We start from the raw sequence: 22,104 nt of genomic DNA, 5'->3' as shown, positions 1-22,104 counted from the left end.
TTTAGTGGCTAACCACGAAAGAAGTTTTTAAATGACATTTGGAGACACACACAGTGAAAACGAATAGCAAGTTAACTACGAGGCTTGCAAATATTGGGTTTGCTAGCCTGATCATTTGCGCGTCCTCGCAAAGTAATGCCGCCGTGGGCAATTTACTTTGGGAAGATAATTTTAATAATTTAAATACTGATGTTTGGAATATCGATGTTGGTGATGGTTGTGATCAAGGCTTATGTGGCTGGGGTAATCAAGAGCTACAATGGTACAGCGAAAATAATGTCTACATTAGCGATATCGTTGGTGAAGCTGGTAACAAGGGCCTTGTGTTTGAAGCTAAAAACGAAGCTCTAGGTGGTAAAGCATTTACCTCTGGTAAGTTACAAAGTAAAAATAAATTAGCTGTGCAATACGGCATGATAGAAATTAGAATGAAAGTGTCTGATGTGGATACTGGCTTATGGCCTGCGCTTTGGATGCTTGGTACCAGTACTGCTGAATGGCCTGCTAAAGGCGAGATTGACATCATGGAAATGGGTCAATCTCAAGCAGGGCGAAGTGACGCTGGTTTCCCTGATGCGCCGAGTAATAATTATACTGGATCAAATTTAATTTTCTATGCGGATGCAGCCTGTAGCACTGGTAACCCAACATGTGCTGCAAGTGTGGCGTATCAAACTGATAACGCTCACGTATCAGCAACCCCACTGACAAATCGATTTGTTACCTACCGTACCTATTGGACTGAGGATGAAATTCGTTTCACGGTTGAAGACAATGGGGTTGAATACGATATGTACGATAACCCATTTCCAATATCCGCTGAATCCAGTGAGTTTAATGCACCATTTTATTTGTTAATGAACCTTGCAGTAGGTGGTTTATTTACCGATGCGTTGAGCAATGAACAGGTGAGCGCGCCACTACCTGGAAAAATGGTTGTGGATTATGTGCGAATTTATGAGCTTGATGGCCAAGGGCAAGTATTTAATGGCAATTTAACACAACCAGAAGTGGGCACATTTAATGTATTTAGTGAAGGCCCAAGCGATAATGCGTTAGTGCCTGGCAGCAATGCTGATATTTATATCTGGAATCAAAATTCACTCAGTCAAGGCACAACCGAGGCTTATGAAGGGAGCGACGTTATTGCCTGGCAATATACGCCAAATCAATGGTTTGGCGCAGGTATTCAAAGTCGTCAAGCACGTGATATGAGTAATTTTAGAGATGGCCATCTTAACTTTAATATTAAAATTCCTGCTGATGTTAGTTTTAGAATAGGCATAGCAGATACCTACACTAATGAGAATTGGATCACCTTCCCGGCCAATACTAACCAATATGGGCTTGTACGAGACGGTCAGTGGAGTGAAGTGAGTATTCCTATTACTGATTTAGCTGGGAGTTTAGTGGCATTACAATCGATAAAAAATCATTTTAATATTACATCGGTAGCAACCGAGGAGCCAAGTTACAGCTTCCAAATGGCCATTGATGATATTACCTGGACCGGTGGTGGCAGTGCGCCAAACGATAGCGATCAAGATGGTGTAAATGACAGTCTCGATCAATGCCCTAGCACTCAAGCAGGTATTGAGGTTGATGCTACTGGCTGCCCTGTGATTATTTTGCCTGAAGGATTAGAGCAGCCATCAACGGATAGCCTTGTTTTTTACGTTGATACCACAGGGTGGGCTGATGTGCATTATACGGTAAACGGCGGTGGTCAACAAAATGTGCGCATGCAAGTTATCAATGGCCGTAATGAACTCACTCTTTCAGGGTTAGCTGATGGTGATGTAGTAAGTTTCTGGTTTACTTATTTACAAAATAACGGTGTTGTTACAGACACTGCAGAACAAACGCATACATTTTCAGATTCATCTTCAGGGAATACTAATCAAGGACCGAGTGATTACACATTATGCGCTACTGAAAATGGCAGTTGTGAATTCAACGGCACGGCTTCGATTGCGTTTGGTGCGAATGGTAGTTTCAATTATCTCACTGCAAGCTCACCAGTAAACTGTAATACAGCAACGTTTGGTGACCCTCTTTCTGGAGTTGTAAAGTCATGTTATTACAAGCTAATTCCCGTTACAGATAATGATGGCGATGGTGTGAATGACAACATTGATCAATGTTTAAATACACCGATGGGTGACGTTGTTGATGCTGGAGGCTGTAGCGTGTTAGTTACCGAGCAACTTCGTCTCGAAGCTGAAGATTACAGTAACTATTTTGATAATGACGCAGGCAATACTGGCGGCGAATATCGCAACGATGATGTTGATATTGAAACCACCAACGATACTGGCGGCGGTTATAATGTCGGGTGGACCTCAGCGGGTGAATGGCTTGAATATCAAGCGAACCTAGGTGCAGGAACGTATAACTTAATTACCCGTGTAGCCTCTGAAATTGGTAACGGCACTTACACAGTATTAATTGATGGTAACACTGTTGCCACTGATGCTGTGCCTACAACCGGTGGTTGGCAAACATTTATTAGTCAAACAATCGCGTCAGTCACTTTAGATCAAGGAGTTCATACTGTTCGTATTGAAATGAACGGCGGTGAATTTAATATCAATTGGTTAGAGTTTAACCTTGCAAATCAAACAGAAAGCGACAGCGATAATGATGGTGTGAGTGACAGCCAAGACCAATGTCCAAACACACCTGCAGGTAGCCAAGTAAATAGCCAAGGTTGTGAAATCAACTTAGGAAATATTATTCCTTTATACAATACAGCTACACAGTTAGAGCAAGAAATAAGTTTTGATAGAGGCGATGCGTTAATCACGCGATTTGCCGACCGTGGCCGTGACCGTCATGCCAAAGAAGATCAATTTCAAATTTATGATCATTACTTATCTCATTACTGGGATCATCGTACGGCACAATTTGAAATTGTCGACTTTGTTGCTAAAGGTGGTTCTCGTATTGAAGTGACCTTTATTACCGAGTGGAAACTAGGAGCGCGTGAATTTAGAGCTTGGTATCGTGGTTTAGGGACTGTTGCTGAGTACCATGGAAATTACTTTGGCGGTGGTGCGGTGGTTGAGCTGGATAATGGTAGTTACGATACAAACTTTAATAAGATCAGTGATTCAGGTGATCAATACCGTTATCGCGTGATTATTGATGATTATCGACCGTTGAACTGGGATCCAGCTGGTGGGTCTTTACCACTTGAAGTTGGTCAACGCATGGAGTTTGAGGTTAGCCAATTTCTTGATGCCCCCCCTGAAGGTCGTGAAAACTATTATGGCACTACTTACTTATACATTGTCGGTGAAGGATTAGTGCCTTGGAAAACTGTGGGGGACTTTAACGATCCTTCATCACAACGAGAAGATTCATACCCCATTGCCGAGCAAGGTTGGTTAGGCGGTAAAACCACACTGCCATATAATTATACCAATGAACCAGACAATCATTTTATGCAAATGGCGACTAATTTATCGAGCTTAAATGGCCAAGCATTTGTGCAGGGACGACGTGTGCATCACAGTAGTTTTGTCAATGGTGAGCATGATGAACGAAATGGTGAAAATGGGGTATTCAATGACGTAGTAGGTAAGTCTGGACCGCATTATATTAATGATAGCTGTGCTGGCTGTCACGTACGTAATGGTCGCGCAGCACCGCCTGAAGTTGGTGGCTCCTTAGCTAAGTGGGTGTTTAAAGTGGCCGATATTAATGGCAACACACATCCATTATTAGGTAATGTATTACAACCTAAAAACGTAGGGATTAACGATGCAACACAAGGCGAAGGGGATGTAACGATTGCGTCGTGGACAGAAAATAACGGTTTACGTTCACCTAATTACCAATTTAGTAAAACCACACCAGCACGTTATTCAGCGCGAATTGCACCACAGCTTGTCGGTTTAGGCTTACTTGAGGCGATCCCAGAGAGTGCGATATTAGCTTTAGCGGATGAAAATGACAATAACGGCGATGGGATTTCAGGTAAGGCACAGCGTATTATCGATCCTAGCACGGGTCAAACACGTTTAGGGCGCTTTGGTTATAAAGCGGCTGCAGCATCAATTAAACACCAAGTAGCTGGAGCGTTTAATACCGATATGGGTGTTACCAACTCAGTGTTTCCTGATCCGGATTGTGGCAGCTCACAAGCTGTATGCGGTAATGCGGGGAGTGAAGTTTCAGATGCACACTTAGATGAGCTAAGTAAATATATATCATTACTGGGAGTGAGAGCACAACGTAGCCTTGACGATCCGCAAGTGCAATTAGGTAAAACACTGTTTTCATCAATAGGTTGTGCAGGCTGCCATACTGGTACATTTGAAACCAGCGAACACCACCCGTTTGCAGAGCTAAGAGCGCAGACTATTCACCCATATACCGATCTATTACTGCATGATATGGGGCCAGGATTAGCCGATAACTTAGGCGAAGGCTTGGCTACAGGTGCTGAATGGAGAACAGCGCCGCTTTGGGGCATTGGTTTATCTGCCTGTGTGACTGGTGGGGTAGATAATATCCTCGGCGGGCAAGGTAATGAGTTTTGTACCGCAGAGCCAAGTTATCTTCATGATGGCCGTGCTAGAACGATAGACGAAGCAATTTTGTGGCATGATGGAGAAGCACAAACGTCACGAATTGCTTATGAAAGTTTATCGGCAAATGATAGATCAGCAGTTCTGGCATTTTTAAACTCACTGTAAATTCATTTTGAATTTCCCCCTCAGTCAAGAGCAGCTAATAATTTATTAGCTGCTCTTACTTTTTAAGCTCTATTTTCTGACGGTTCTTTTCCTAAATATATTTGGTTGCCAGCCCCAATGAAGGGCACCAAGTCGTAAAAATACGGTAATAAATAATGAGCCAAATATACACCATAGGTAGGGAACGCCTAATAAAAAAAGTGCAGCGTAGGCTAGGCCACCGCAAAAACAGGCGGTCGAGTAGAGTTCATCACGCATTACCAGCGGGACTTCACGGCAAATTACGTCGCGCATTAAACCACCGAATATACCCGTGGTCATGCCCATAGTAATAGCAACCATCATGGTAGTGCCTTCGATTAACGCTTTTTCAATACCAACTACATTAAAAGTAGCCATGCCGATAGCATCAACAAGTAGCATATAATAGTTTGATACATCAGGCATATAGCGAATAAAGATGACTGCAACGAAAATTGCAGCGTAGGTTGCGTATAAGTAATCAGGTTGGGCAATCCAGAACACTGGCTGATTGAGTAATACATCGCGTAATGTACCGCCGCCTAAGGCTGTAACCGTGCCAACGACAACAACACCGAACCCTCCAATGTCTTTATCATGGCCAAGCAATGTTCCTGAGATTGCGAAAAAAGCAACACCAATAATGTTTAAAAAGTGAAAATAGTCAGCTGTCACTTTGATATTCATTCCGTTAAAAATAACTGTAAATAAGTGTAACTTGTTTTGAGTTTATAGCGCCTGAATATCGCGGAATGTGATTAATTGTCATGATAGATAGTGATTGTTTTAACGCTTTTAATAGTCATTGGTCCCATAAGTTATTGCTATTAGGGTTGCATGGCGTTATAAAGTTATGGTTATTTCAGTAATTACTGAAACAAAATGGAGGTTGCCGAGTGTTTTTACTCACATTATCAGGACAAAACTAAATGCGCGTGCTTTGCGCTTCTTTATTGGAGAAGTAAGTGAAAAATTATGTTATCGCTGCTGCCCTCAGTTCTTTTATGGGCCTTGCTCTACCAGCTCTGGCTGGCGTTCAAAAACCGGTTGATAAAATATTTCCCGGAACAATTAAAATTAATGTTGATGCTACCGATCTTGCCCATCGTATTTTTCAGATAAACGAAACCATTCCTGTGAAGTCTGGTGATATGACATTACTCTATCCGCAGTGGATACCAGGGCACCACTCACCGGTTGGACCAATAAGTCAGTTGGCGGGGTTGAAAATTTCAGCAAAAGGTAAAGCGATCGCATGGCAACGCGATCCTGCTAACGTATACGCTTTTAACTTTAAGGTTCCTAAGGGGGTGCGTGAGCTGCATGTTGAATATCAATTTTTGTCACCACAAAGTTCAGAGCAAGGACGCGTTATGATGACGCCTGAAATGCTTAATTTACAGTGGGATACAGTGGCACTTTACCCCGCAGGGCATTACAGTCGTAAAATTAAATTTCAACCAAGTGTAACGTTGCCGAAAGGCTGGCAATTTGCTACTGCACTTGAAAAGTCTTCGCAAAAAGGTAATACCGTTACCTTTGAGGGAATTGATTTTGAAAACCTAGTCGACTCGCCTATGTTTGCTGGTAGCCACTATAAACGTGTTGATTTAAACCCTAATGCAGACACTCCGGTGTTCTTAAATATCTTTGCAGATAAAGAAAAAGATCTTCAGATCAGTGACGAAGGATTAACAGCACACCGCGAACTGATCCAACAAATGTATGCGCTTTATGGTGCACACCACTTTGACCATTATGATTTTTTACTTGCCCTTACAGATAAGTTAGGCGGTATAGGTATGGAGCATCATCGTTCAAGTGAAAATAGCGCGAAAGAAAATTATTTTACTGATTGGGATAAGTCATGGGTAGGTCGCGATTTATTAGCGCACGAATTTAACCATTCCTGGAATGGTAAATATCGCCGTCCTGAAGCCTTATGGACACCGACCTACAATCAAGTAAAAGAGGCAAATGGCCTTTGGGTTTATGAAGGGCAAACCCAGTTTTGGGGGCAAGTGGTTGCAGCTCGCTCTGGACTTTGGAGCCAAGAAAATGCGATGGATATGTTAGCCCGTTTAGGCGCAACCTATGACCAAGGTCGCCCTGGTATGGCATGGCGTAATATTTTAGATACTACTAACGATCCCACCATCGCTCAGCGCTCATCGTTGCCTTATCGCAGCTATCAAATGAGTGAAGATTATTACTCAGGGGGAGAGTTAATTTGGTTTGCTGTTGATGCGAAATTACGTGAATTGAGTAACAACGGTCATTCATTAGATGATTTTGCCCACAACTTTTTTGGTGTTAATCCCGGTGATTGGAATGTACTGACCTATAAATTTGACGATGTGATCAATACCCTCAATGGGATTGAAAAGTACCAATGGGATGAGTTTATTAATGCGCGTTTAAAAGGCCATGTTAACTTGTCTAACTCACTTGCAGATCAAGGTTGGCAATTGATTTATAACAACAAAGCCTCTGGTGGCATTAAAGCAATTGAAAGCCGCTATAAAGCGACGGATCTACTTTATTCTCTGGGCTTTTCAGTAAATAAAGAGGGCAAAATGCGCGATGTATTATGGGATAGCCCTGCATTTAATGCGGGTCTTGCGCCAAGTATGCAAATTATTGCGGTTAATAATACGCAGTTCAGTGGTGATGCACTTAAAGATGCCGTCACTTATGCTAAAGATACAACAGCGCCAATTAAGCTACTGGTGAAAAACTTTGATCAGTACAGTGAAATTCAAATTGATTACCATGAGGGCCTTAAGTACCCTCATCTTGAGCGTATTGAAGGCAAGCCAGATTACTTATCGCAGTTACTTGCTAAGCGATAAATATTAGCAATCTAACCGTAATTGAATATACCCACATTATGTGGGTATATTTTTATTAAAAATTATTTTTCCTTAGCAAAGAAATCCACAATCAATTGAGTCATTGAATCAACCCCCAGCTGCAATGCTTTCTCGTCGGCGAAAAATTGTGGCGAGTGATTACTTGCTGCAGTTTTTGCATCTTGACCTCGGGGTGTAACACCTAAGAAGAAAAACAAACCCGGAGTTTCTAATGCGTAATAGCTGAAGTCTTCAGCGCCGGTGATCAAATCAGTGGTAATGATATTCTCAGTCCCAGCCACTTTAGCGAGTGTTGGCGTCATTTTTTGGGTGAGTTTTACATCATTCACAGTGACTGGGTAGCCATGATCGATATGCACATCGGCTTTTGCTCCGGCAGACTCTGCGACTAACTCAGCTGTTTTCGCCAAGCGTTCTTTTATATCTGCACGCATTGTTTGATCAAAGGTGCGAATAGTACCAATTAACTCAACACTATCAGGAATGATATTGGAACGTACACCGCCATTAATAGCCCCAAAGGAGATAACAGAAGGGGCTTTAGTGACATCAACTTGACGTGATGAAATGGTTTGTGTTGCCATTATAATTTGCGAAGCTGTAACGATTGGATCAACCCCATTCCAAGGCCTTGAACCATGGGTTTGGCGACCTTGAACATTGATTGAAAACGAGTCTGAGCTGGCCATCAACGGCCCTTCACGAAAACCAATTTGGCCAGTGTTTAATGAACTAGTTACATGTAAACCGAACACGGCTACGGGTTTTTCTTTAAATAAACCTTCTTTGAGCATCAGTTCAGCACCGCCTTCTTCACCTTCCGGGGCACCTTCTTCTGCTGGTTGAAAGACAAATAATACGTCACCCGCTAAGTCATCTTGAACTTTAGCCAAAGACTCAGCCACAGCCATCAAAATGGCGACATGATTATCATGACCACAGGCGTGCATCACACCTACTTCATTGCCACGATAGGTAGAGGTCTGCGTAGAAGCAAACGGTAAATCAACTTGTTCGGTTACAGGGAGGGCGTCCATATCTGCCCGCAGCGCAACTAAGGGGCCTTTTTTGCCGCCTTTAAGTTTAGCGACCACACCAGTATGAGCAACCCCAGTTTGGACTTCGAGGCCCAGTGCTTTTAAATGTTTAGTAATGTATTTAGCGGTTTCAAATTCGCGATTACTAAGCTCTGGGTATTGGTGCAGATGGCGTCGCCAAGTAATTACTTTTTCACTGACGCTATGGTTAGCTTTTTTAAGATTTACGTTTAGCTGCTCATTAGAAGCTGCTGCAAAACTTGGTGAAGGTAAGGTGCCTAGCAAGATGCTGTTTAGTAATAAACTGCGGTAAATAATTTTGTTTAACATAGCAATCCCTTTTATTATTTGAGTACTAAGTACAATGTAGAGTAAACCGATATGAATGAACAGGACCGTGCGATAATTAACCAAGGAAATTGGTTTAGTAGTCGCTGTGATGAATTTCAGCAGTCGTTATTGCAACATGCAAAGGTTATACAACTTGATGCTGGTGAAGCGTTATTTTTACGTGGTGATAAAAACTCAGGTTTATACGTTGTACTTAATGGGGTAATGCGAGTCAGTGGCGCAAATAGCGATGGCAAAGAGGCAGTTTTGAGTTTTATTGACTCTGCTATTTGGTTTGGCGAAGTGGCTTTATTTGATGGTGGCCTGCGCACTCATGATGTACATGCACAAATACCGAGCCGATTACTGCATGTACCACATCGTTCACTGTTGCAATTACTGACCCTTAAACCTGTGTATTGGCATGACTTTGGTGTACTGCTATCGCATAAAATGCGTTTATTATTTACATCACTGGAAGATCATGCGCTATTAACTGCACAGCAAAAAGTCTGTAAACGGCTGCTTGTGATGGCTGTTACTTCGCGGTCGGGTGATCGCGAAACTGTGATGCTATCGCAGCAGCAACTTGCAGATATGACCTACTTAACTCGGCAAACAATCAATCAAATTCTACAAGTGCTAAGCGAAAAAAGCATTGTATCTTTGCATTATCAACGCATCGAAATTATTGATAAAGCAAAGCTGGCGGCATTAACGCAGTAAATTTCTTATCCGTTTGTCCCTAACTGGCTTCATAATTGCTAAGCATGGGAGGTGACCCATCTTTTCAATGGAATTGAGGCAATGAGCTTACTTACTTTTCATAACCAGTACCGTACGCAGCCATATCGTGCGCCTGATCAAACACAAACAGTGATGCCACCAAAAGCGGCAACTGAATTGCCGGATATGGCAAATACTAGCCAAGTTGATACAGTAACTGCGCTTAAAAACCCAAGCTATGAAAAAAATTTCCTCGAACAGGCAAATGAAGCACTTATTTATCAACGATTAGGCGTTGATAAAGAAAAAATAGCTGAACTTAAGGCGGCTATAGAGGAGTTAGCAAAGAAAATACACGATCAAGACGGTGATACAAGCGCGCTGTCTGAACAAATGGAAAATTTGCAAAAGATGCTTGAGCACGAGTATCAAAAGGGCCGAGAGCTGCAAGCTAAAGCGCCCGAGCATGACAAAGGAAAAATTATAAGTGCATTAGTTTAGCTTTAAATGTCGGATATCAGACATTGTTACTTTATTGTTATTTGCTACAGTAGTTTTATTAGCCAATAAAACGAGAATACAAGATGAAAACCTTACAACAACAACTTGGTAATTATGGTTTATATCACCGCTCAAAACGTAATGTTCTAACGCATTTTTTTGGTATCCCCTTGATTGTATTTGCAGTTATTTGTTTACTTGCACGTATTTATATACCAATCGGAGCGTTTGCGCTTAATGGCGCGCAGATTGCGGTATTCGCGTCAGTGGTTTATTACTTAATGCTCAGTGTGTCATTGGGATTAATTATGGCCGTGCTGTTAGTGTTATTCTCTATTGCCGCAGTACCAATAGCGCAACTCACTTTTAGTCATTGGTTGCTGATAAGTGTGGGACTTTTTGTATTAGGTTGGGTATTACAGTTTATCGGCCATTATTATGAAGGCAAAAAACCGGCGTTTGTTGACGATATAGTTGGCCTTGTGATTGGACCTTTGTTTGTGCTTGTTGAGCTACTTTTTATGTTGGGCTTCTATAAAACACTCGAACATGAAGTGACTGAAATTGCCGGGCCAACTAAACCTTAAACAACCAATATCAATAAAGGTAACTAATGAATTTTAATAATAAAACAGTGTGGATCACCGGTGCATCCTCAGGTATTGGCAAAGAGTTAGCAATTCAGTTTGCGCAGTTGGGCGCGCGGGTTATTTTATCAGCCCGTAATGTTGCTAAGCTTGAGCAGTTGTGTAGTGAACTAAACGGTAGCCAACATAAAGTGATCCCTCTTGATTTAGCACAACCAGAGCAGGTACTTGAATACGTCACTCAGCACATCAACGACATTGGTAAAGTCGATATTTTAATCAATAACAGCGGTGTATCACAGCGCAGCTTGTTTTTGGAAAATGATTTTGCAGTGTATCGCCAGTTAATGGAAGTCAATTACTTTGGTTTAATAGCACTTACAAAAGCGGTATTACCAAGCATGGTTGCACAAGGCAGTGGCTCTGTGGTGTCAATCAGCAGTGTAGCGGGGAAGGTTGGTTCTAAGTTTAGAACGGGTTATTCAGGTTCTAAATACGCCGTCGTTGGCTTTATGGATTGCCTGCGCGCAGAAGTGGCAGATAAAAACATTCATTGTTTAACAGTATGCCCTGGTTCTATTAAAACAGCCATAGCCCATAACTCGTTAAATGACCATGGTGTGGCGCAAAATCAAGCTGAGCACTCTATTGAAAATGGCATGGATGTCACGCTTGCCGTTAAGCAAATGATTAGTGCGATTGGCAAAGGAAAAGATGAAGTTGTAATCGGTGAGGGGCTAAGTGGCTGGGCACCCACGATAAAGCGTTTTTTCCCAGGTTTATTCAACCGTTTAACGGCAAGAACTAACTATCGGTAAAATTATTGTGGTTATTGTGTCGGTATTGGCTGAATTGCAAACAAACACACGGCCAACGAGGAAGTTTCGTCCTTTATTACTTGCACCATAAATTATATGCCCTTAAAGTGTAAAAAATGTTGTAAAAGAGTAACTATTGTAATGGAACAAGAACAAGTGGAATCAAAACAAGCTAAACCGCTAACACCAGAAGAGCAAGCTCAAGCTGAGCAGCAAAGTGTGATGTGGCAGCGTGAGTGTTTTCAAAACGCGCAAAAGCACTTAGCTGAAAAAGGCGTGATGCCAAAAAGCTTAATAGAAAAAGAAAGCCGATTTATTGCCCCATTATGTGCTTTGTGGAAGTTTAAAGCTCAAGACGGAAAAAACTATTGGGTGATCACCGGTCGCCTACCAACGGATCATGCGCTAGCATCGGTTGCTGAAAATGCCCGTGATGCATTGCGTTATTTTTCTCTGCAATGGCAGTTAAAAGCTGATCAAATCATTCACAGCGGCGGCGCGCGTGATAAAACGCAAGTTGATTTTGCTAATCTTTTAATTAATCGTGCACATGGTCTTTATGAGATGTACGAAAGAGAAGAGTTGTGGAAAAACGAAGCTAAATAACGTTATTAGCTCGAAATAATTAGTTTTACTAAAGCGAACTAACTAGCTGACTTTGCAGCTTAATTAGTTCGCTTTATGGATCAAATTAATGCACCAGCGTAAATGGTTTAGTATTAAATCGATTTATTGGGCATTGCATACGCAGTCGCGGAATACCTGCTTCCATAAACACATGGCCTTGTTGTTCAAAGCCATTGCGTTTAAATCGTTCTACCTCATTTAAAATACAATTAATGCTGACACATTCACAGCCTTGCTGCTGTGCCAGATTAACAATATATGTCAGAAGTGAGCGATATACAGAGCGATTACGATGTTCTGGCAGCACAGCAATGCGGCCAATTAAGCCGTCGCTGCATAGCCTGCCAGTAGCGATAGCCACTTGGCTATCGTCAGTTACGAGAATATGATGAGCACACTGATCAAGATTATCAAATTCGATATGTTTGGGAATATGTAGTTCACATACAAAGACCCGCTCTCTGATCTGTTGTAATAACTCCTTCCCTAACTCCCACTCGACCTTGTTGATATGATAGCCCATAAAAACACACTCCTAGCAAAACCAAATCCCCTCATTAAGAAGTGTAGTAAAGGTTTGTACAAAAACTAAGCTATTTTTTGAACTATTTAATTGCTCTGCTGTCACTTCGGTGTGATCGGTGAGTAATTTAACCGCTGCAAGATCGCTAACAAGAAGGTGATAGTTCTCGCCATTGACGCTTAAAAGTATTTCGTTTTCAAAAACTTGATATAACGCACGAGTGCCACCTAAACGCTCAAAAATAATCTCATCATCCATTAATAGCTCAGCTACTTGTTCACTATCAAATAAATCTTCAGGTGGCATTAAATCCATTTCATGTTTTGGCTGACTGAGTGTTGTACCTAACCATGTTTTAAATAAAGCATCATCATTTAGCATTGCTTGCATTAATTGCTTAATATTTTCGGCTTCACTAGTTTGGATCTCACCTTTAGACTCACGTAGCATAATGTCAGGATCTTGATAGCGACTATTACCAGCTTCTTTATCGATAATGTGATCAGCGAAGTTTGAAAGTAAATCACGCTGATTAGGCGCGCGAAAACCAATTGAATAATTAAGCGCATTTTCTACTGCGTAACCTTCGTGTGGACAGCCTGGCGGGATATATAAAATGTCACCTGGTTCAAGGATACAATCAATAACAGCAGGGAATTGCTCAACTTGTAAGAGACTTTTATTTTGTGCAAATTGTTTTAAATTGCTATCCGGCATACCGACACGCCAATGGCGCTTGCCTTCACCTTGAATAATAAACACATCGTATTGGTCTAAATGTGGGCCGACACCACCTGCGGGAGTTGAAAAACTAATCATTAAATCATCAATTCGCCAGTTAGGAATAAAGCGAAATGGTTCAAGTAGCTGGGCAGCAGCTGGATGCCAATGATCCACAGCTTGTACTAATAGAGTTGAGTGCTGCTCTTTGAGTAAGTCAAAATCTTCAAATGGTCCGTGGTAGGCTTGCCAATCATTATCCTGATTGGTAATGATACGCGACTCAATACTCTCTTCCATGGCAAGGCCTGCAAGTTCATTTGCATCAAGTGGGTCGACAAAATCTACAAAACCTTGTTTGATCAATAGCGGTTTTTTTTGCCAATATTCAGATAGAAATTCTTGTTCTGTAAGGTTGTTAATCGTTAATTGATACATGATGATCACCACTCGATAGGAATAAAAAAAGCGAAAGGGCTACCTTTCGCTTTGTAAACATTTTAGCTAAAAGCTTAAACTAGGTTGTCGATAAACTCGACTGCACGACCAATGTAGTTAGCCGGTGTTAGTTTTTTCATTTCAACTTTTGCTTCTTCTGGTAAATCTAAACCATCGATAAAGTCAGCCATGATCTCTTGATTTACACGTTTACCACGAGTTAAATCTTTTAGCTTTTCGTATGGTTTTTCAATGCCGTATTTACGCATTACGGTTTGGATTGGCTCTGCGAGCAATTCCCAGTTTTGATCAAGCTCTTCAAGTAAACGTTGCTCATTTACTTCTAACTTGCTCACACCTTTAAGTGTTGATTGGTATGCAATTAACGCATAGCCCATGCCTACACCTAGGTTACGAAGTACTGTTGAATCTGTAAGGTCGCGCTGCCAGCGAGAAACAGGTAGTTTTTGTGCTAAATGACCAAAGATGGCATTCGCTAGGCCTAAGTTACCTTCTGAGTTTTCAAAATCAATTGGGTTAACTTTATGTGGCATAGTTGATGAGCCAATTTCACCAGCAATGGTTTTTTGCTTAAAGTGGTTTAGTGCAATGTAGCCCCATGCATCACGATCGAAATCTAATAAAATCGTGTTAAAACGTGCAATTGCATCAAATAGCTCTGCAATATAGTCATGCGGTTCAATTTGTGTCGTGAATGGGTTGAATGTTAACCCTAGGCTCGTTACAAATTGTTCTGCATGGTTATGCCAATCGTAATCCGGGTATGCGCTTAAGTGAGCGTTGTAGTTACCAACTGCGCCATTGATTTTACCTAGCATTTCAACTTGGGCGATTTGATCACGTTGACGCTTTAAGCGCATATATACGTTGGCAAATTCTTTACCCATAGTTGATGGTGTTGCTGGTTGACCGTGAGTACGCGTCATCATTGGTACTGCTTTGTACTCAATGGCTTTTTCTTTAATTGCACTAAGTAATTGGTCACAGTAAGGCAATAACACTTCATTGCGCGCTTCAGTGAGCATTAAACCATGAGATAGGTTATTGATGTCTTCTGATGTACAAGCGAAGTGGATAAACTCATTGATAGCATGTAGCTCAGCGTTATCTGCTACTTTTTCTTTTAATAAGTATTCAACCGCTTTTACGTCGTGGTTAGTAGTACGTTCGATATCTTTTACACGTTGCGCATCGGCTTCGCTGAAGTTATCAACAATCGCGTTAAGTAAAGCATTGGCTTCATCGCTAAATGCCGGTACTTCTTGGATCGCATCCGCTGCAGCAAGGGCTTGTAACCAACGAACTTCGACTGTTACACGGTATTTGATCAAGCCAAATTCGCTGAAAATACTGCGTAGTTCAGTGGTTTTGCTGCCGTAGCGACCATCCACCGGAGAGATAGCTGTTAACGCTGAAAGCTCCATAATAACTCCTAAATTTTAGTTTTGAACGATAATTAAATATGGTTTTTAGCAATGGCGATGATTTTTCTTTTCGCAAAGAAAAAGTGGCGGCGTTTACCGCCCATTTGTCGCCATAATACTGCACTGCGAATACCTGCTAATAATAATGCACGTATTTTGTGTTGTACTAATTGCTGTTTTAATAAATCGGGTTTGCCATAAACCTGAATTCGGTGCCCAAGGGGGCTAAGCACCTTTGAATAAATATCGGCAAGGGCAGCTATCACTGTGTCATCGGTAATGGCAAAGTGATCAAGACGTCGTTTAACATCCTCAATGCCTTTACCAAGCTCTGCTAAGCTACTTGCTTTGGCGCTTAAAGCGCGTTCAAGTTGCATTAAACCGCCAACGTATTTGACGATTTCAACATCTTTCTTTTCACCAGCACTGAGTTGATTAAGCAGACTTTTGTAGCCATCTCTAAGATTTTCAGTGCCTTGATAAACATCACTTGGTGTTTCTGGCGATGTTTCTACAATGCTATTTAACAGTTTTTCTAACTCGTAGTCATTACTACTGCCATACTGCGCTATTTTTTGTACTTGTTTGGCAACTTGGCACATGGCTGCAAGTGCCATGACTTGGTTTTCATTCATTATTTGATCACCGAGTCAATAATACCACCACCTAAACACACTTCATTGGCATAAAATACTGCCGATTGACCAGGCGTTACGGCTTTTTGCGGCTCATCAAATAACACTCTTGCGAAACCATCATCACCAACGAGTAGGGTACAGTTGATGTCTTCTTGGCGATAACGGGTTTTTACTGTACAGCGCGTGGTGCCTTTTGGCCCAGCACGGTCAACCCAGTGTAATTGGTTAGCATTTAAGCCATTGCTGTATAGGCGGGCGTGATCTTTACCTTGACCAACAACCAATACGTTGCGATCTAGATCTTTATCAACCACGTACCACGGTTCGCCAGAGCCTTCTTTCATGCCACCAATGAGTAAACCTTTACGTTGTCCTAATGTGTGATACATCAAGCCTTCATGCTCACCAACATTATTGCCATCGGTGTCTTCAATAACACCCGGTTGTGCAGGTAAGAATTTTTGTAAAAAGTCTTTAAATTTACGCTCGCCGATAAAACAAATACCGGTGCTGTCTTTTTTATCGTGAGTAATTAAATCTTGTTCTTCAGCAATGCGGCGCACTTCTGGTTTGGCTATATCACCAACCGGGAAAAGTGTTTGTGCAATATGTTCATGGCTTAATGTGTACAAGAAGTAGCTTTGATCTTTATTATCATCAAGGCCGCGGCACATGACATATTTGTCATCGCGTAATTCACGACGCACATAATGCCCTGTGGCAATAAAGTCAGCATCAAGGGCGGTGGCTGCAAATTCCAAAAAGGCTTTGAATTTAATTTCTTTATTACACATGATGTCAGGATTCGGTGTACGGCCTGCTTTGTACTCAGCAAGGAAATACTCAAACACGTTATCCCAATATTCTGCGGCAAAGTTTACTGTGTGCAGCTCAATACCAAGCTTGTCACAGACCGCTTGAGCATCTTTTAAATCATCAGCTGCGGCGCAATATTCATCATTATCGTCTTCTTCCCAGTTCTTCATAAACAAGCCTTCAACTTGATAGCCTTGTTGTTTTAATAAATAAGCTGATACAGAAGAATCAACACCGCCGGACATGCCAACGATGACTTTAATGTGACTATTTTCGCTCATGGATAATTTCGCTTATACAGGTTGCTGTAATTTAAACTACTAGCGTTTACGCGTATTACAGAGCTAAAGAAAAAACACTCTGAAAAATTACGCTGGCTATGAAAGGCCGCGATTATAGCAGTATACCCAAACCACCTCAAGGTGCAGAACCCAGCGTTTAACACGGGTTTAATATCAAGGCGTTACTTTGCAACAATAGCAACCCATTTTAACAAGCAACAACAATGAGAGTAATTGCCATAGAAACGCACAACAGTTTGGTTTTAAAGAGGTTTAAATCGATTTTAATTGCAATGCTGCTTGAAGCTTGGCTGGCTTTTAGTGTGCAGAAAAATTTAGCTGGTTAAGTTGCAAAATACTGGGTTTCGATTTTGCAACTTAGCGAGGTGTTGTGGTTAGGTAAAAGTTATTCTACACCGATGAAACCACCGGTTTGATGCGCCCATAAAGCGGCATAAATGCCATTTTTCGCCAGCAGTTCGTCATGGCTACCTTGCTCTACAATACCACCGTCATCAAGCACGATAAGCCTATCCATTTGCGCAATAGTGGAGAGTCGATGGGCAATCGCTATCACAGTTTTTCCTGTCATTAAATCATCAAGGCTGGCTTGAATAGCTGCTTCGACTTCAGAGTCAAGCGCGCTGGTTGCTTCATCTAAAATCAGGATTGGGGCATTTTTAAGCAGCACGCGGGCAATGGCGATACGTTGGCGCTGTCCGCCGGAGAGTTTTACACCTCGTTCGCCAACTTGCGCGGCAAAGCCTTTATTACCTTTACTGTCTTCAAGATCGGCGATAAATTCAAGTGCTTTGGCTTGTCTGGCCGCGCACAACATTTCTTCATCACTGGCGTCGGGTCGGCCATATAAGATATTTTCTTTTACCGAGCGGTGTAATAAAGAGGTATCTTGGGTGACCATCGCAATGTACTTACGTAAGCTTTCTTGGCTCACTTTTGAGATGTCTTGACCGTCAATATTAATACTGCCGCTATCTACATCGTAAAAACGCAGTAATAAATTAACCAGCGTTGATTTACCAGCTCCAGAGCGACCCACTAAACCTATTTTTTCACCGGCTTTAATGTTTAAGTTTAAGCTATTGATCACCGCGCCACGCTGAGTTTCATTGGCGGCTTTGCCATAATTGAAGTGTACTTGTTTAAACTCAATAGCACCTGCGCTGACTTGCAAGGTGTCGGCATTGGGTTGATCATCAACTTCTATCGGGTTTGATAGAGTTTTCATACCATCGGCAACAGTGCCAATGTTTTCAAATAGGCCACTAATTTCCCACATGATCCACTGTGCCATGCCATTTAAGCGCAGCGCTAAGCTGACGGCAATCGCGATTGCGCCAGCACTAATAGCACTGAGGGTCCATAAATACAATGACAGTGCTGCAACGCTAAATACCAAGAAGTAGTTAAGGGTTTGAATAGCAAAATTCAAGCTAGTCACTAAGCGCATTTGCTTATAAACAGGTTGTAAAAACACATCCATACTGTCTTTTGCGTATTGCTCTTCACGTTGTGTGTAAGAAAATAATTTAATAGTGGAAATGTTAGTGTAGCTGTCAACTATGCGACCTGTCATTTCAGAGCGGGCATCAGCCTGTGAACTGGCTACTTTTTTGAGCTTAGGCACGTAGTACATTTGAATCAAAATATACAAAGCTAACCACACCAGTAATGGGATCATTAACCGCCAGTCAGCTTCTGCAACTAAAAACACCATCGCGCCAAAATACACCACAATATACATAAGTACATCGAGTAATTTCATCACCGTTTCGCGAACAGCAAGGGAGGTTTGCATTACTTTGGTAGCAATCCGTCCGGCAAATTCGTTTTGGTAAAAGCTGACACTTTGACGTAGCAGGTAACGGTGTGCAAGCCAGCGAATTGACATTGGGTAATTCCCCAATAAAGCTTGATGTAGTACTGCTGAATGAAAAAATACCACCGTCGGCAATACAACAAGCAGCACAAGCGCCATTTTTATGAGTTCAGATTTTTGCTCAACAAATAATGTTTCGGGTGTATAAGCACTGAGCCAATCAACAAGCTGACCCATATAACTAAATAAAGACACCTCTAAAATTGCTAGTAATGCTGCGCTAAGCGACATAAAGAACAGCGAGACTTCCATGCCCTTGGTGTAATGACGGCAAAACGCAAATAACGTTGCTGGAGGCTGAGTAGGTTGTTGCTGTGGAAACGGCTTAATCATCCGTTCAAATAATCGATACATTTTAATATCTTGAATAGCGAAAATGGTGTTAACTATATCACTGAAGCGCGACAAAAACAGGACTAGATATCGACTTATTGCTCGATAATTACTTCAAAGCAATGCTGTAAAAAGGGTAGCAGATTTACTACCACTTAATCTTTCCGACTAACATGTCTTTAAACATCACCCAGTCACCCCACAAGCTATAAAACGGGTATTTAAAGGTCGCGGGGCGGTTCTTTTCGAAGAAGTAATGGCCAACCCAGGCAAAGCCATAGCCAACAATGGGAAGCAACCACAATAACATAAATTGTTGGTTAAACAGTGCGTATAAAATGATTATCAGTACTAAGGAGCTGCCAACAAAATGCAGGCGACGACAGGTTACATTTCTATGCTCTTTTAAGTAGTAAGGGTAAAAGCGTTTAAAACTGGTAAATTCAGGCGTACTCTTCATGTTACTTACCTTTTGATGACATCTACGGTGAACAATACACGGTTTTACAATTCTTTACAGATAATAGGCGCTTTGATCTCATACTACTAGACAAGCTTAGGTTAAATTTATACCGTGCGAGTTCTAACAAATAAACCAAAGATCATAACAATGTTAAAAAAAGCCATTAGCTGCGCCGTTTTAGTTGCGCTTTGGGGTTGTACTGAATCACCATCAGTATCAATGCCCGCGGAAAAAGATGCCAAACCAACCATGACTGTTACTCAATCTATTACTTATCCTGAAACAAAACAAGGGACTGTTGTTGATCAATATTTTGATGAACAGGTTGCAGATCCTTATCGCTGGTTAGAAGATGACATGAGCAGCGATACTGCACAGTGGGTTAAAACACAAAATAACCTGACTTTCTCGTACCTTGAGAATATTCCTTATCGCGATAAATTAAAAGCCAGCCTTGAAAAGCTGATGAACTATGAAAAAGTAACAGCGCCATTTACTGAAGGTGATTACACGTACTTCTATAAAAATGATGGCTTACAAAATCAATATGTACTTTATCGTACAAAAGGTGAAGGCGAAGCTGAGGTATTCCTCGACCCAAATAAATTCAGTGCAGATGGTACGACTTCAATGTCGGGTCTTACGTTCTCTGAAGATGGCTCATTGGCTGCTTATCAGATTTCTGAAGGTGGCAGCGATTGGCGTAAAGTGATCATTATTAATACCGAGACTAAAGAGCAACTTGAATCAGCATTAATTGATGTAAAATTCAGTGGTTTGTCTTGGGTCGGTAACGATGGCTTTTACTATTCAAGCTATGATAAGCCTAAAGGCAGTGAACTCTCTGCAAAGACTGATCAACATAAACTGTTTTACCATAAGTTAGGCACAGCACAATCTACCGATGCGCTGATCTTTGGCGGTACGGATGAACAAAAACACCGTTACATTGGTGCCTCAGTAACCCGTGATAACCGTTATTTATTAATATCAGCCAGCGTGTCTACCTCAGGTAATAAACTGTTTATTAAAGACCTAACCAAGCCTGATAGTGAGTTAGTGACGATTGTTGGTGATACCAACTCAGACACATATCTATTAGATAACGATGGCAGCACGTTATTTTTAGTTACTAACTTAAATGCACCGAATAAAAAAGTGGTGACGGTAGATGCGGCAAACCCAACAGCTGCGCAGTGGCAGGATTTGATCCCAGAAACAGACAATGTATTAAGCATGTCTAAAGGTGGCGATTTCTTTTTTGCTAAGTACATGGTCGATGCTATTTCTAAAGTGCAACAATACGATAAAACAGGTAAGTTAGTGCGTGAAATTAGCCTACCAGATGTGGGCACTGCGCGTGGCTTTAGTGGTAAAAAAGAAAGTACCACTTTGTATTATTCATTTGCCAATTACACCACACCGGGTAACACCTATTCGTTTGATGTAAACACGGGGAACTCTGAAGTGTATCGTAAATCTGGTGCGCAGTTTGATTCAGAGGCGTACACGTCTGAGCAAGTATTTTATAGCTCTAAAGATGGTACCAAGGTGCCGATGATCATCTCTTATAAAAAAGACTTAAAACGAGATGGCAAAAACCCAACAATCTTATATGGTTATGGTGGCTTTAATGCCAGCATGACACCAAGCTTTAGCTCAACAATTGCAGCGTGGTTGGAGCAAGGCGGCGTTTATGCGGTTGCTAATATTCGTGGTGGCGGCGAGTATGGTAAAAAGTGGCACGATGCAGGTACACAGCTTAAAAAACAAAATGTATTTGATGATTTTATTGCCGCAGCTGAATACTTAAATGCCGAAAAATACACGTCAAGTGATTACTTAGCGGTGCGAGGGGGTTCAAATGGTGGCTTATTAGTGGGTGCTGTAATGACTCAACGCCCAGAACTATTTAAAGTCGCACTCCCTGCTGTTGGTGTGCTTGATATGCTGCGTTATCATACATTTACAGCTGGAGCCGGCTGGGCTTATGACTACGGTACGAGTGAGCAAAGTAAAGAAATGTTTGCGTACTTGAAAGGGTATTCGCCAGTTCATAATGTGAAAGCTGGGGTTAAATACCCTGCGACCTTGATCACCACGGGTGATCATGATGACCGTGTAGTGCCAGCACACTCATATAAATTTGCTGCAGAACTGCAAACTAAAGGGGCAGGCAATAATCCGTACCTTATCCGCGTAGAAACAAACGCAGGTCACGGTGCGGGTACTCCAACCAGTAAAATCATTGATCAATATGCTGATATTTATGGTTTTACCCTTTACAACATGGGTATTAAATCGTTGTAAATAAGTATAAATAA

The 22,104-nt window shown here is 41.6% G+C and carries 17 protein-coding genes; 8 read left to right on the top strand and 9 right to left on the bottom strand.

The window, feature by feature from the left end:
- The first annotated feature begins 53 nt into the window (after nt 1-53).
- The gene (locus tag A7968_RS23580; RefSeq protein ID WP_064666921.1) at nt 54-4,703 is read left to right on the top strand and encodes a di-heme oxidoredictase family protein; all 4,650 of its coding nucleotides are present in this window, start codon (nt 54-56) and stop codon (nt 4,701-4,703) included.
- A 69-nt stretch (nt 4,704-4,772) separates the two neighbouring features.
- Here the strand turns inward: A7968_RS23580 and A7968_RS12530 are convergent, their stop codons facing one another.
- Entirely contained in the window at nt 4,773-5,399 is a 627-nt protein-coding gene (locus tag A7968_RS12530; RefSeq protein ID WP_064667138.1) for a trimeric intracellular cation channel family protein, read from the bottom strand.
- Between the two features lie 290 nt (nt 5,400-5,689).
- Between A7968_RS12530 and A7968_RS12525 the strand changes: the two genes are divergently transcribed.
- Nucleotides 5,690-7,576 carry a M61 family metallopeptidase gene (locus A7968_RS12525; RefSeq protein ID WP_208855840.1) on the top strand — a complete coding sequence of 629 codons (1,887 nt, stop codon included), beginning with the start codon at nt 5,690-5,692 and terminating at the stop codon, nt 7,574-7,576.
- A 62-nt stretch (nt 7,577-7,638) separates the two neighbouring features.
- On the opposite strand, the gene A7968_RS12520 is transcribed toward A7968_RS12525, so the two are convergent.
- Complete coding sequence (locus A7968_RS12520) at nt 7,639-8,964, bottom strand: amidohydrolase (RefSeq protein WP_064666920.1); 1,326 nt, start codon at nt 8,962-8,964, stop codon at nt 7,639-7,641.
- A 51-nt stretch (nt 8,965-9,015) separates the two neighbouring features.
- Here A7968_RS12520 and A7968_RS12515 point away from each other — a divergent pair, with 51 nt between their 5' ends.
- The 5 genes from A7968_RS12515 to A7968_RS12495 all read left to right on the top strand — a co-directional run bounded on the left by A7968_RS12515 (nt 9,016) and on the right by A7968_RS12495 (nt 12,202).
- A complete protein-coding gene (locus A7968_RS12515) occupies nt 9,016-9,690 on the top strand; it encodes a Crp/Fnr family transcriptional regulator (protein WP_064666919.1) in 675 nt (224 codons plus the stop codon).
- Nucleotides 9,691-9,771: 81 nt separating this feature from the next.
- On the top strand, nt 9,772-10,191 hold the full coding sequence (locus tag A7968_RS12510) for a hypothetical protein (protein ID WP_064666918.1): 420 nt from the start codon (nt 9,772-9,774) through the stop codon (nt 10,189-10,191).
- A gap of 83 nt (nt 10,192-10,274) precedes the next feature.
- Nucleotides 10,275-10,778 (top strand): Mpo1 family 2-hydroxy fatty acid dioxygenase, encoded by a 504-nt coding sequence (locus A7968_RS12505; protein WP_064666917.1) that lies wholly within the window; start codon nt 10,275-10,277, stop codon nt 10,776-10,778.
- Between the two features lie 26 nt (nt 10,779-10,804).
- The gene (locus A7968_RS12500) at nt 10,805-11,596 is read left to right on the top strand and encodes an SDR family oxidoreductase (RefSeq protein ID WP_064666916.1); all 792 of its coding nucleotides are present in this window, start codon (nt 10,805-10,807) and stop codon (nt 11,594-11,596) included.
- A gap of 141 nt (nt 11,597-11,737) precedes the next feature.
- Entirely contained in the window at nt 11,738-12,202 is a 465-nt protein-coding gene (locus tag A7968_RS12495; RefSeq protein ID WP_371850149.1) for a DUF4826 family protein, read from the top strand.
- Nucleotides 12,203-12,287: 85 nt separating this feature from the next.
- On the opposite strand, the gene A7968_RS12490 is transcribed toward A7968_RS12495, so the two are convergent.
- From A7968_RS12490 to A7968_RS12460, 7 genes are all read right to left on the bottom strand, one after another.
- A complete protein-coding gene (locus A7968_RS12490; protein WP_064666915.1) occupies nt 12,288-12,746 on the bottom strand; it encodes a GNAT family N-acetyltransferase in 459 nt (152 codons plus the stop codon).
- Nucleotides 12,747-12,758: 12 nt separating this feature from the next.
- Nucleotides 12,759-13,904, bottom strand: coding sequence for a ribosomal protein uL16 3-hydroxylase (locus A7968_RS12485; protein ID WP_064666914.1), 1,146 nt, complete (start codon nt 13,902-13,904; stop codon nt 12,759-12,761).
- Nucleotides 13,905-13,978: 74 nt separating this feature from the next.
- The gene (gene purB / locus A7968_RS12480) at nt 13,979-15,349 is read right to left on the bottom strand and encodes an adenylosuccinate lyase (protein ID WP_064666913.1); all 1,371 of its coding nucleotides are present in this window, start codon (nt 15,347-15,349) and stop codon (nt 13,979-13,981) included.
- Between the two features lie 32 nt (nt 15,350-15,381).
- Nucleotides 15,382-15,984: a high frequency lysogenization protein HflD gene (gene hflD, locus A7968_RS12475; protein WP_064666912.1), complete on the bottom strand. Its 603-nt coding sequence runs from the start codon at nt 15,982-15,984 to the stop codon at nt 15,382-15,384.
- A complete protein-coding gene (gene mnmA, locus A7968_RS12470) occupies nt 15,984-17,084 on the bottom strand; it encodes a tRNA 2-thiouridine(34) synthase MnmA (RefSeq protein WP_064666911.1) in 1,101 nt (366 codons plus the stop codon). Before mnmA ends, hflD begins: the two co-directional genes overlap by 1 nt.
- Nucleotides 17,085-17,490: 406 nt before the next feature.
- Complete coding sequence (locus A7968_RS12465; protein WP_064666910.1) at nt 17,491-19,338, bottom strand: ABC transporter ATP-binding protein; 1,848 nt, start codon at nt 19,336-19,338, stop codon at nt 17,491-17,493.
- Nucleotides 19,339-19,465: 127 nt separating this feature from the next.
- Nucleotides 19,466-19,777, bottom strand: a complete 312-nt coding sequence (locus A7968_RS12460) for an Mpo1-like protein (protein WP_064666909.1) — start codon at nt 19,775-19,777, stop codon at nt 19,466-19,468.
- A gap of 150 nt (nt 19,778-19,927) precedes the next feature.
- Here A7968_RS12460 and A7968_RS12455 point away from each other — a divergent pair, with 150 nt between their 5' ends.
- On the top strand, nt 19,928-22,090 hold the full coding sequence (locus A7968_RS12455; protein WP_064666908.1) for a prolyl oligopeptidase family serine peptidase: 2,163 nt from the start codon (nt 19,928-19,930) through the stop codon (nt 22,088-22,090).
- The last annotated feature ends 14 nt before the right edge of the window (nt 22,091-22,104 follow it).

The organism is Pseudoalteromonas prydzensis (assembly GCF_001661495.1).
Lineage (GTDB): Bacteria > Pseudomonadota > Gammaproteobacteria > Enterobacterales > Alteromonadaceae > Pseudoalteromonas > Pseudoalteromonas prydzensis.
This window is presented reverse-complemented; position numbering and strand designations above follow the sequence as displayed.

What these genes read in the sequence shown, in the direction of transcription:
- A7968_RS12520 (WP_064666920.1), bottom strand. Translation starts at nt 8,964, where the DNA reads ATGTTAAACAAAATTATTTACCGCAGTTTATTACTAAACAGCATCTTG.
- A7968_RS12460 (WP_064666909.1), bottom strand. Translation starts at nt 19,777, where the DNA reads ATGAAGAGTACGCCTGAATTTACCAGTTTTAAACGCTTTTACCCTTAC.
- A7968_RS12485 (WP_064666914.1), bottom strand. Translation starts at nt 13,904, where the DNA reads ATGTATCAATTAACGATTAACAACCTTACAGAACAAGAATTTCTATCT.
- A7968_RS12490 (WP_064666915.1), bottom strand. Translation starts at nt 12,746, where the DNA reads ATGGGCTATCATATCAACAAGGTCGAGTGGGAGTTAGGGAAGGAGTTA.
- A7968_RS12515 (WP_064666919.1), top strand. Translation starts at nt 9,016, where the DNA reads ATGAATGAACAGGACCGTGCGATAATTAACCAAGGAAATTGGTTTAGT.
- A7968_RS12495 (WP_371850149.1), top strand. Translation starts at nt 11,738, where the DNA reads ATGGAACAAGAACAAGTGGAATCAAAACAAGCTAAACCGCTAACACCA.
- hflD (WP_064666912.1), bottom strand. Translation starts at nt 15,984, where the DNA reads ATGAATGAAAACCAAGTCATGGCACTTGCAGCCATGTGCCAAGTTGCC.
- A7968_RS12500 (WP_064666916.1), top strand. Translation starts at nt 10,805, where the DNA reads ATGAATTTTAATAATAAAACAGTGTGGATCACCGGTGCATCCTCAGGT.
- A7968_RS12510 (WP_064666918.1), top strand. Translation starts at nt 9,772, where the DNA reads ATGAGCTTACTTACTTTTCATAACCAGTACCGTACGCAGCCATATCGT.
- mnmA (WP_064666911.1), bottom strand. Translation starts at nt 17,084, where the DNA reads ATGAGCGAAAATAGTCACATTAAAGTCATCGTTGGCATGTCCGGCGGT.
- purB (WP_064666913.1), bottom strand. Translation starts at nt 15,349, where the DNA reads ATGGAGCTTTCAGCGTTAACAGCTATCTCTCCGGTGGATGGTCGCTAC.
- A7968_RS12465 (WP_064666910.1), bottom strand. Translation starts at nt 19,338, where the DNA reads ATGTATCGATTATTTGAACGGATGATTAAGCCGTTTCCACAGCAACAA.
- A7968_RS12505 (WP_064666917.1), top strand. Translation starts at nt 10,275, where the DNA reads ATGAAAACCTTACAACAACAACTTGGTAATTATGGTTTATATCACCGC.
- A7968_RS12455 (WP_064666908.1), top strand. Translation starts at nt 19,928, where the DNA reads ATGTTAAAAAAAGCCATTAGCTGCGCCGTTTTAGTTGCGCTTTGGGGT.